Here is an 11500-nt window from a genome sequence, read left to right as displayed (position 1 = left end):
CATGGCCACCTTCGCACTCTCCCTTTACCCGCGCATCGCCGCGCTCACCGGCATGGCATGCGCGCTCGCCGCCTGCTCGTTCGGGCCGAGCGGCGAGCCGCCCGCGATGCCGCAACCAGCACACTACGGCGCCGAAGCACAGCCGACGCAAACCGTGCCCGCGCAAGGCGTCACGCAGCAGTTCGTGGTCGGCGCGAAGCCGGTGCCCGAATGGTGGAAGCTGTATCAGTCGGACGCGCTGAACGCGCTCGTCGACGAAGGCCTGCGTAATAGTCCGACGCTCGCCGCGACGGACAAGAGTCTTGCCGCCGCGCGTGAGCAGTTGCGTGCGCAGATCGGCAGCTCGATGCTGCCGACCGTCGATCTCGGCGGCCAGGCGACGCGCAACCGCGCATTGGCGATCCCCGAGATCGGACCGAACACGTTTCTGTACAACATCTTCGTCGGTCAATTGCAGGCGCACTATACGTTCGATCTGTTCGGCGCCGCGCGTCTGGCCGACGCGGCGCTCGCGGCGCGCGTCAACGTGCAGGCGTATCAGTTCGACGCCGCGCGCCGGGCGCTGGCCGCCAATATCGTGAGCGCCGCGATCACGAGCGCCGCGCTGCGTGCGCAGATCGAAACGACCGAACGGCTCGTGACGATCGCCAACGATCAGGCTCGCGACACGCAGCGGCGCTATGCATTGGGCGCCGTTTCGCATGCCGACCAGTTGAGCGCGCAACAGAGCGCGGCGAGTCTGTCGGCGAGCTTGCCGGGGCTGAAGCAGCAATGGCTGAGCACGCGTCACGCGCTCGCGGTGCTGCTGGGCCGCACACCGGATGCCGCGCCGGACGATCTCGAACTCGCCCAGTTGCATGTGCCTGAACAGGTGCCCGTGGTGGTGCCGTCGGAACTGCTGCGCGCGCGTCCCGACATTCAGGCCGCCGACGCCGCCTTGAAGGCCGCGGCGGCCGATGTCGGCGTCGCCACGGCGCAGATGTTCCCGAGCCTGTCGTTGAGCGCGTCGATGGGACAAGGCGGCTTTAGCTGGCCGGTGGCGCTGTCCGGCGCGGGCGCGATCTGGAGCATCGGCGCATCGCTGTCACAGCCGCTGTTTCACGGCGGCGCCCTGTTCGCGCAACGGCGCGCAGCGGTCGATACGTACGATGCGACGGTCTCGCAGTACAAACAGACGGTACTCGCCGCATTCCAGAATGTCGCCGACACGCTCGCCGCGCTGGAGCACGACTCGCAGGCGCTGGACGCCGCGAACGTTGCCGCGCGTTCGGCGCAAGGCATCTTCGACGAAACCTCGGGGCGCTATCGATTGGGCGCGTTGCCTATCGCGTCAGCGCGTTCGAGTGAGCAGCAGTTTCGCAACGCGCAACTCGATGAGATTCGCTATACGAGCGCGCGTTTGACGGATACGGCGGCGTTGTTCCAGGCGATGGGGAATCCGCCGATGGAGCCGGCTGCGTCATCCGCGTCCGCTTCGACTTCGGCCTCGGCCTCGGCCTCGGCGATTCGGGCAGCGAACGCGGGCATCGCCGACTAGCCAAACCTGGGATTCCGTACTGATCGCCGCGGACTTATCCCCACTTTTTGTTGATGAGCCTGTTGAAAACTATCTGACAAGCAGGCTAACACCTTGAACGCATGGGGAATTGTGCAGGCGGTACGGAATGAACCAGCAGGCCCGGAGCGGTAGCTTTTTCACGGAACGAAGAACCTGGGATGCCTCGACGTTATCCCCAGTTTGGGTTGACAGGGTTGTTGATAACTCCGGGGCTACACGCTTAAGTGCTCGAGCCGAAGGGGTTTGTTGCTTGAGGTGCCGGTGGATGCAGCGGCGTTGGCGCCGCGACTTGTGTCTCGTTTGCCATTCAAGCCAACGCTGTCCTTCAATGGCGACCAACAAAGCACGTGACTTGTCTAAAATCCAGACAGTCCTGTTCGTGCCCCCGTGCCGGGCCGGTGCATATCGTGCGGCGATTTTGCCCTGTTCAGGGGTAGTCAGTAGGCGACTCAATTTTGATGGGTGCGTCAAACAGCTTTGGCGCGCGAGCGAAGACGTCCTGATAAGTCGATCCTCGTTGCTCGCATCCTCGTTACTCGGCGCTGTGATCGGCAGGAGACACATCAGGTATAAACCTAAGTGTCGACCAATTTGGTTGTTGCAATGGTCCATCGCCCCACCGCAAATATTCAAGCTCATACAAACGGTCGGCCGGATCGGCGAACAAAAGCAGGGATATCAACGAGCCATCCTCGTCGCTCACTTCTCCCTCAACCGGGTATAGGCTCTGGCCGCCACCATGTGGATGCTGATATCCTTCAAGGCAGATTTGGATCAATTCTCCGTCCGCCAGTTCGGCTTCTACCTGTGCGATTGCCAGGTCATTCATCAGCCTGTTGCGCGCTTCACTGTCAAGCCGTGATGCTACGCCACGGATGAAGTATTTTTCGTCGTCGGTAAGTGCGCGAATCACATCAGTATCCTTTCACAGGAAAAATAGTTCCCACACTCGCTGTGCCATTCGGCAGGATACGCACCCGGTACTCAACCAGGACGCCGTCAACGGTCATTCTGCCAACCGCGCTTGTATTGGGAAGCATGTCCGGCATCATACCGGTCACAGCATCTGCAACCTGGCCCTCTGCGTTTGCGACATTTACACCCTCCGCTTCCAAACGGGAGGCATAGTGACCCGTCTTGAAAGTAAGGTCTCCGGCACTATTCACGCCCGTTGGCTTGCACTGCTTCGCTTCCGTCGCCTGCTGAATGCCTTGCTTGCTGGCCCACATCGGGTCTTTGGCAAGCTGGAATACAAGCCAGGCAAAACGAGCGCCTGCAGCGATTGCGCACTCAGGACACACCGGCTCCAGTCCCGGCTCCTGCACGAACTGCAGCCCCCTAACCATACCGAGCAGGTTAAGCGATGGCCCTGCGGGCAAGACTCCAGACTCGACATTCTCAAGCCACTTGTCAATCTCATCATCACTGATGGAAAAGTCGGGGCCGAGATTTGTCGACACAGTACCTGCACGCGCCACCAGAGTTCCATCCGCAGCGTACGTGTAGTTGACTTTGAGGGCGCGTTGAACATTTCCGTTTAGCGGACTTGCATCTTCGAAGTATTGGAAACCGATCAGCCGTCCACGTGCGTCGTAATAGGGATTCGCAGTGAAGCCTGGGCTGTTGAACTTGATCGCCCGGTGCGCTGAATCTCGCTGGGAAACTATAAGTATGTTTCCAGTCTTCCTGTCGCTAACCGATCGCAGGTTGCCGGTCGCGTCTTGCGTTATCCCCCATTCACCCGTCAACTGCCCGTCGTCGTACATCTGGGCAAACGTCAAACGGTTCGACGAGTCATACACCATTCCGTAGGTACGGGTCGGGCCGTCAGCCAAGGCCGCGGCCAAACCATCCGCCCCTGTTGCATCCGTGGTCCGTCGCTCACTGACGCCCGTCGCATTGCCGTTCGCGTCATATACATATGTGCGGAGCCATCCTGGTTTTGCGACCATATAGGGACGCAGACTCACGGAATCAGCGTAGCGCACCGTTGTAATCGCTATACCGCCTGAATTACTGATCGAAGTCGCCTGGATGGGACGATCAGCCTCGTCATATTTGTATTGGACGTTCTTCCCAAATGGTGTGATGTCACTGGTCAGTTTGCCTCCAGTGTCCCAACCCATGCTGTAGCCAGCGTCACTTCCTGTCGCGCGCGACATTCCCCCGATCGAGGAGAAGTTCACGGTCGTCGCGCGCTGGTTGCTGGTCACCGTGGATGTGTTTGCACCGTAGGCAAATGACACATTCTGCTGCGCGTTCGGATGGGTTACCGACGTGGCACGGCCCATCGCATCGTATGCCCAGGTCGCAACACGAGTGCCTGTCTCGTCAATCACGCCAGTTAGGGCACTGGTGAAGCGCGTGTCCTCATAGGCGTAACGGCGGACGCTCCCATCTGCCCAGGTAACAGAAACAAGGTTGCTAAATCCGTCATAACCGTACTGCGTTACATTCCCGGTCGAATCCGCGAACTGAGTAATACGGTACTTCGCATCGTAAGTCAGACGGATGGTCAGATCGTAGTAGGAATTTGTTCCGGCTGCGTGTTCGGTAACCGCGACAAGCAGGCCCACTGCCGGTGCCACGGAGACGGGGGTATTCGCATCGCTGTATGTCAGCGTAGCCACCCGACCATCGTGTTGGGTAACAGACAGCAGTATTCCCTGTGCGGAATAGGCTTCTCGGTTGCCATTGGTCAAGTCATCAAGCGTCCACGATGAAGCGCTTTGCGTCAACGTTAGCGGTTTTCCGTCCGCGGACCGCCATCCGCCGGAAGCTTTATTAAATACAACCGGGTTCCCATCTTCACGGTAAGCAGTGACCCGCGACGGAACACCATTTACGTTCGCAAGATTTAACTGGCGCTGCCAGTTGTGAACCCAAAGAGACCCAAAGCCGGAATCTGGTCGCGCAACCGGACGAGCGCGGTAAGTGCGGCTGAAAATAAAAGGCCGGTCGTCGCCGCTATGAAAATCAACTTCCCTGATCGTCGTTGCACCTGAAGCTGCATAAACCGGGTCAGCCACCGGACAACTATTATCTGCACTCGTGTCGTCCGGCGGCGTCCCACACCACCGCGTGATTCGCGCCGGCTCGTTGACGCAATAGTGGTTGGACAGATTGATGGGTGTGTTTCCCCATGCATTTGCGAAACAGGTCGAGGTTCCTTGTATCGCTCCGGACCTGACATATAGTGGGGCGCAAACTCCGTCTCCACTCTCGGCATTGGCGCCGAACGCCACCAGGAGCAACATGAATGCTGCCAGCAGGCGGGCCGCCATTCCAGTTGCAGTTTCTTTGCTTCTGTTTCTTTTCATAGTTATCCTGATTGGTGGTACTTGGCTCGAGCCAGAGCCCTCTATCGGGACTGCAATGAACAGAAAATCCGAATATTCCTAAAATTACGCCTGCCTTGCACATGAACATGTTTGCCGTCGTCCACGCCCACATGTGATGTAGGAAAATAACCCGACGCCTGTCATCCATCTGACGTCAGCCTGCAAAAGGCACATTGCCCGTCCCAGCACGTTTAGGGCGCACTGACACGAGACTAGATGAGCAAAAAGATGGGGGGCGTGCAGCAGATCGTGCGGGTTGCAGTCCGGTGCTTCCCGATTGAGCTCCGGAGATCGCCATGAGCACAGTGATATATTCGCGCCATCCGATGGCAATGAAAGAGGTAACAGACTGTGACGAATGAGACTATCCACACGATGCAGATCGCTGACCCGTATGATCTCGTGACTACGAGACACGGGACGATGCTGGCCAATCGATACGATGTCTACATTGGCCACGCACTGATCGAATACGGCGAATACTGCGAATTGGAAACCCAATTTCTGCTGCAGTTCATCAACCGGCCAGGTACGATATTGGAAGTCGGAGCGAATGTCGGCAGTCAGACCATCGCTCTGGCAAAGACTGCCAAAACAGTCGGTGCCGTCGTCATGGCATTTGAGCCGCAACCGTTCGTATTCCAGAATCTGTGCGCGAATCTGGCATTGAATGGAATCAGCAATGTAGCCGCCTGGCCTTTCGCCTGTGCTGCAGAGGAAGGGTCCGTATGGCTCCCTCATCTGGACTATAGCCGCTCGAACAACTTCGGTGGTATCTCCGTACAGGCAGAGGAAATACCGGAAGGTGTCGAAGTACCCTGCGTCCGGTTGGACGACATGACTGGTGCACGGGGCGTGCGGCTCATGAAGATTGACGTTGAGGGATTCGAATTGCAGGTACTGCAAGGCGCGCAGCAGATTCTCGCCCGTGATCGTCCGGTGCTGTACGTCGAGAATGACAAGGTTGCCCACTCGCCTGCGCTCATCGAATATCTGTGGAAGCAGGGATACAGGCTGTGGTGGCATATCAGCCCGCTGTTCAACCCGGAGAACTTCCGGTGCAGAACTGAGAACCTTTACCCAAGGCTGTCCGCTTTTAACATGCTGGGACTGCCGCGTGAATCGAACATGACACTGCAGGATGGCTACGAGATCACGGATGCGGGATTTCATCCGCTGGCCGGTCCTTCCGCCTGACCACTCGGTGAATGCCATGGATGAACCTGTCTCACGGGCGGCGCGAGACAAGTCCGCGTGGGGATCGCTCGCGTTCGACCTTGTACTGCGTGTCGCTCCGCTGCCGGACATCCTTGCAGCCTAAAGTCTTCGTTTGCAGTGCGTCGCGAGACAAACTTATCCACAGTTTGTGTTGACAAATCTGTGGACAAATCACACCCTGTGATAAACAGCCACGCTGCACAGGACTTTCCGGGCGACGTGTGGGGAAAATTTCTTTCCCCTCGCGCCCTCAAACATCCATTCCCCCACGTTTCCCCATACGCTGCGGTGCGGGGAAACCTTCGTCCCCCCACCTGGGGACTGCCCTACATATTAGACATGTGTCTCGTTTGAGATTCAAGCTAACAGCGGTCCCTCGTGGGGACTTACAAGACAAGTGGCTTGTCTAAAGTTCGCACAGGTGACTTGTGCATGCTGCGCTGCGCGCCGTCTGGGTGAAGCCATGGTATTCCCCACGGGATGCGGTGATAGGGTGAACGCACAGTCGAACCAGCGCTGCCGCACAGCCTAGAATCAGACGCCGCGATTTACAGGTCGTACGGTTCGCTTCGTCGTCGCCCCCGCGCATGCCTGTTCGTGAGCTTCGCGCCGCGTCTTTTCGCTGACCTCGTTGTAGCGCCGTGCGCGTTGCCATCGCACCCATCCGGTCAGTTCGGGGTGACGCTTTTCAAGTGCCTGTTCGAAGCGCCGTCTCCACTTGCCCGCGGTCGCGTGACTCGTTCCCAGCTCGCTCGCGGCATCAGTATCACTCACGCCCTGAAGCAGCAGGCGCGCATAGCGCGCCCAATCAGCCCGGAAGGCCATGTACTGGAACGGTGTGCCTTCCAGCCGCCCGGGCGTCCGCGACATGCGCTCCACCCACGCGACGAACTGGTCCGCCTGCCGTTGCAACGGCTCGGGCATCCCAATATCGATGCGATCCTGGTGAGCCTGCCACCAGCGTTGCAGTTCAGGGGCATGCTCCTCCATCAGGAGCAGAAACTGGCGATCCCAGCCGCAGGCGCCCCGGGTGCTGATATGAAGATGCAGACTGATCGGCCAGATCGACCAGCCCGCGAGACGCAGCGTCATGAAGGCGCGCCACAGATGCGGATTGCGCATCCCCGCCAGCGGTGTACCTGTGAGCACGTTGTATGCGCCCAGGCAGTTCAGGCAGCCGTACAGGTTGCGTGGGGCTTTCGGCCCCTTGCGGAAACGGAGTTTGCGTTTCGTGCTGCCGCAGTACGGGCATCCGTCCGGCTCGCTGTCCGATATCGCGCCCAGCCATGCCAGAAAGGCGAGCGCCTGCCCGTGCAGTTGTACAGGCAGATGGCGCAGCGGATCGATGCCGGCAAGGGCGTGTTCCACTTCCTGCTGCGGTATCGCGGGCTTGCGATAGACCTTCGGCTTTCGCGCGGGACCCGGCGCCTGCAACGGGTGGCCGGCAGGTGACTCCTCCTTTGCCCGCGCAATGCCGGTCAGTGTCGTGTCCATGTCGTCGGCGACCTGATCACAGCAGGCTCGAAATAAGGTGGCAGCCGCATGTGGCATGCATGACCTTGCCGGGCGACTGGAACGCCGCGATCGGTGATCTTGTCGTCGCCTTCGATGATAATGTTCGGATTCACTTGGGGATGCATCGGACAGCTCACATGGTCGCCCCTGCGGGCTACTCGCCTCCCACCGTAGCGCATGGTCTCGGAGGCGGTGATGACTTCGCCGCCGTGGTCGGTGGTGTCACCGAGTCGGATTAGATCAATCATTGGCCCGTCCCTTATCGCTCGACAGCAGGCGGTTTGCCCGAAGCGCCCCAGATACTCTGGCCTTTGTGAAGTACCCGAAACAGCATGCCCGGCGCACAATCGGCCATGCACATTGCACGCCCTTGAGTCACCCGACCACTGTCGTTGATCGGGAAATCGGAGTAAATCAGCGGCTTGACGGGTGACGAACCGTCGATCTCTACATTATCAGCTGGCATACGTTCATCCAGTTCGATCGTATTGCGCTCCATGATGTTAATCCAAGGATGGCTGACCGTATCAACAGCTTTTGGAAACGCGTAGTTAAGATTTCCGGCATGCACGCATGCGGTTTCAAATTTAAACAGCCGTGGCTTCTTTTCTGTTGCCAGAAAGCACATGTTCTCGAATTGATAAAACCGGTAGCCTGTTCGCTTTCCCGTTGCGAGACTTGTTTCATAGTTTTCTTCGTCTATCAACATATAATCACTGATTTTGTTCGTCCGAATATAGGGTAGATAGGACGGGTTAATATCAGGATCGGGATCGTCAACCGCAAAGCTGATATTAAATTTAGCCCGGACAGGGGGCTTCCCTTTCCACAATGGGATTTCGTCAAGTGTAACGAAGTCTCTCTTAGCAGTCTTTACGGGAGCCTCGCCTTGGGCGCCGGGAAAGGAGTAGTTTTCATCCTGTGTTGCTTGGTATTTTTTACATACATCGTTAGATACCATCGCATAACGACTCTTCGAGTCCGCAGGTTGATGCCGGAGGAGCAACGCACATCGTGGTTGCAAATAAGCCGCATCATCATCGAAGTGTATCTTGGTTCCGTTATAAAATACTGCTCTTTCGGCTGTTACGCCAACGCGATAAATTCCCAAAACGGTACATGCTGCAAGAAAAAAAATTCCTACCTTTTTGAAAGTCATAACAATCCATTTTTCTACTATAGAACGTTAATTATTATTTAACTGTGACATGCATATGCGCGTCATGCGGAATAACCCAGTTAAGCCATGGCGTATAAACCGCTGCTGGCGTCACTTGCTGGTCCGTTCTCAACTCACCGTACAGGGCTGCAAGTTTCCGGCCTCCCGGATCAGTCGGGAACGGATGATTTCTATCGTAATGGTCGTGATTGTGAACCGTAAAATGAATGTTCTCATCGGCATCATCAAAATGCGTGACATCCAGCGCAACGCCCATCCTGTGCAGCTTGGAACCCAGCATGGGCCGCCATGAACTGGAAAAATCAACCGAACTGATGTGAAGGCGCCACGCCGCCTTCAGAACAGCTGCAAATGCGCGCGGAGAGGTCCGGCGCAACGCCTGCTGGACGGTCGTGCGATTGCTGGTATTCACCGCATTGGCGACGGCCCGCGCGGTGAACCTCACAGTGATGCCCAGCGCATCCACCCGGACGCTAAAAGCGGCCATTGAGCGGGAACCCGCGCCCGCGCCATAGATAGGCTGAAGCACCTCTCGCCAGTTAACATTCAGCGACTGGGTGTTGCCGGCCGCCTGGAGCGACGTTTGTGGTTGTGCCTGCGGTAATGGAGAAGCGGGATGCGGTCCGCCGGGGACGGGTCCGGCGTAGGTCTGCTGGTTCGGTTGCACGCCCTGCGTTCCCGGCGCTGCTGCTGGGGGCACAGGCGGAATGGCGTTTCCCGCACTGCCCTGCGGGGCCGCCGGATGTTGTCCGGGAAGGAGGGAACGCGTCAGCGTTTCCGGTGGGCAAAGCCTGGTAATTTCATCATCCGTGAATTCATGGCTAATCCGCAGCCACAGGTCACCGTTCAGATATCCCTGATATTCGTCAGTTGTTCCGGGTTTGAGTCCAAGTGTGTTTTCGGCTGGCGGGGCACCAAAATGGTTTTCTATTGAAAACCGCTCCTGCAGGTCGGATCTGACCTCGTAAACATGGACCTTGGTATGGGCGGCATCCGGCATTGTCCAGGCAAAAAGCTGGAAGTTGCGGTGCTGTGCATGGGCATCGTTAGCAATGTGCAGCGCAATGCGGGTGACGTGATCAGGAATATTGATCGGGGGCAGTGAATGTTTGAAACGCTGTCCATCATGCAGGGTGTTCGTCGACACCTTGGCCGGAAAGGTTGCGGTCCTGCCATCTGTACTGTTGTACGGATAGATCACCGCGTGCGTATCGGCATCGACCACCACGTACGGCATTCCATTCAGGTACGGCGCGGAGTCGGTGACACCTTTGTGCGTGTCGTCATTAGGGTACACAGCGTTATACAGAGGATTGCCAGAATCGTCTCGCGGCGCGCAATAAAAAGTAAAGCTCACTTTGCGCGTCATGCATTGCGCAGTCTGTGTCGGCATGTTCGGTCCGCACATCATGGTGCCGATCGGGGTTTGATTCGGGCCAGTCATTTATCGTCCTTTTCTCTGGTGAGAGGGAATGCTCAGCAATCGTGGGGATCGTCGTCAGGCGGGGCATCATCCGGTTGCTGCGCCTCGTGCGGATGCGCCCTGAGATTCTGCTCACTGGCAGTCCAGACGCGCTGGGTCAAGCCGTTTTCGTCCGTGATGCCGTACCAGGTTGGCCCGTTCTCTGCATCGAGCCGATACGGGTAGTTGCGTAGGATGGCGCCGCTGCGATCCTGAATCACGAACTGCGCGCTGAAACTTTTCTCGCCAGGCAGATCAGGCAACGGCATGCGCCTCGAATCCGGTCCCGGTACGTCCCAGCTCGCCCCCTTCTCCAGAATCGGCCCCGGCGAACCATTGACAATCTCATTGCCGTTGATCTGGATATAGGAGCCACCCGCGCCGATCCAGACTTCCTTCGATGCCGTGATGACAATCCTGCCGTCCGTACTGCTGATCGTGATGTCCTTCAGGGCCGCGAGCGCCATCTGGTCGCTCTGTGCCTGTATCTCGACCTTGCCTTTCGCGGCGATCAGTTTCAGCCCGAGCTGGTAGGCGAACATCGAGATCGCGCCGCGCACCGACGCGAACAGGGAGCGACCCGATGACACGCTCACGTCGCGGCCCGCCGTCACGGCATGATCCTGTCCACTCACGATGTGCGTTCCCTGCGTGGCGGTCATGCCGATGCCCGCCGCGCTCGCGAGCGCAAGATCGGGCCGCGTCATTTCGGGGAACGGATTCTCACGCGTGCGGACCTCGCCGCCCCGGATCGCATCGTTCTGCGCCTTGATGGCTTTCGCGGCGTCGTGCTGGCTCGCGCCGGGTGACTGCGCGTTGTGCTGCTGCGCGAGCTGCGCCAGGTCCTCATGCTGTTCGCGCGCCTGCGTGAGCCGTTGCACGGTCTCGCCCATGTCCTTTACCGGAGCGGTGGCACCTGATCGCGTCTCGGTGGTAACCAGCAAGCCCTTGTTGGCGCGCGCCACGCCCCATGCGTCTGTCGCCAGTTCCCAGCCTTCGCCCCGCGCTTCCGTGCGCCCCTTGTTGCCGTCGATGCGCGTGTTGTAGCCGACGATCAGCCGTGACTGCGCATGGTCGCTGCTGACCTGTACCTGAAGTTTGCCGGGCGTGTCGTCGGCGACGATCTGGTTGGCCTGAAACCCTTTCAGTTCCTGCGTCCGCGTGCCGCTCAGTGCGTAGTTGGCTGGCAGTAACCACGGTGGCTGCCTGAACCGGTTGACCATGCG

General features: G+C 58.5%; 8 protein-coding genes and 1 pseudogene. 2 read left to right on the top strand and 7 right to left on the bottom strand.

Annotation, left to right across the window (positions count from 1 at the left end):
• Position 1: 1 nt before the first annotated feature.
• Complete coding sequence (locus ACQKRQ_RS12335; RefSeq protein WP_427477197.1) at positions 2-1537, top strand: efflux transporter outer membrane subunit; 1536 nt, start codon at positions 2-4, stop codon at positions 1535-1537.
• Between the two features lie 553 nt (positions 1538-2090).
• Here ACQKRQ_RS12335 and ACQKRQ_RS12330 read toward each other — a convergent pair.
• Together ACQKRQ_RS12330 and ACQKRQ_RS12325 are read right to left on the bottom strand one after the other, a co-directional pair.
• Complete coding sequence (locus ACQKRQ_RS12330) at positions 2091-2471, bottom strand: DUF6984 family protein (RefSeq protein WP_132374205.1); 381 nt, start codon at positions 2469-2471, stop codon at positions 2091-2093.
• A gap of 1 nt (position 2472) precedes the next feature.
• A complete protein-coding gene (locus ACQKRQ_RS12325) occupies positions 2473-4878 on the bottom strand; it encodes a DUF6531 domain-containing protein (protein ID WP_427477195.1) in 2406 nt (801 codons plus the stop codon).
• A 444-nt stretch (positions 4879-5322) separates the two neighbouring features.
• Between ACQKRQ_RS12325 and ACQKRQ_RS12320 the strand changes: the two genes are divergently transcribed.
• A complete protein-coding gene (locus tag ACQKRQ_RS12320) occupies positions 5323-6096 on the top strand; it encodes an FkbM family methyltransferase (RefSeq protein WP_132374203.1) in 774 nt (257 codons plus the stop codon).
• A 555-nt stretch (positions 6097-6651) separates the two neighbouring features.
• On the opposite strand, the gene ACQKRQ_RS12315 is transcribed toward ACQKRQ_RS12320, so the two are convergent.
• From ACQKRQ_RS12315 to ACQKRQ_RS12295, 5 genes and pseudogenes are all read right to left on the bottom strand, one after another.
• On the bottom strand, positions 6652-7611 hold the full coding sequence (locus tag ACQKRQ_RS12315) for a hypothetical protein (protein ID WP_427477193.1): 960 nt from the start codon (positions 7609-7611) through the stop codon (positions 6652-6654).
• Positions 7612-7627: 16 nt separating this feature from the next.
• Positions 7628-7880 (bottom strand): annotated as a pseudogene (locus ACQKRQ_RS12310) (PAAR domain-containing protein).
• An 11-nt stretch (positions 7881-7891) separates the two neighbouring features.
• Positions 7892-8791, bottom strand: coding sequence for a hypothetical protein (locus ACQKRQ_RS12305; protein WP_427477191.1), 900 nt, complete (start codon positions 8789-8791; stop codon positions 7892-7894).
• Between the two features lie 34 nt (positions 8792-8825).
• Positions 8826-10256: a hypothetical protein gene (locus tag ACQKRQ_RS12300; RefSeq protein ID WP_427477189.1), complete on the bottom strand. Its 1431-nt coding sequence runs from the start codon at positions 10254-10256 to the stop codon at positions 8826-8828.
• Positions 10257-10288: 32 nt separating this feature from the next.
• A partial coding sequence (locus tag ACQKRQ_RS12295) for a DUF2345 domain-containing protein (RefSeq protein WP_427477187.1) occupies positions 10289-11500 on the bottom strand: 1212 nt, incomplete at its 5' end.

It is taken from the genome of Paraburkholderia sp. NPDC080076, assembly GCF_050281145.1.
GTDB lineage: Bacteria > Pseudomonadota > Gammaproteobacteria > Burkholderiales > Burkholderiaceae > Paraburkholderia.
Note: the sequence above shows the minus strand (reverse complement) of the source record. Positions and strands in the feature narration are given on the sequence as shown.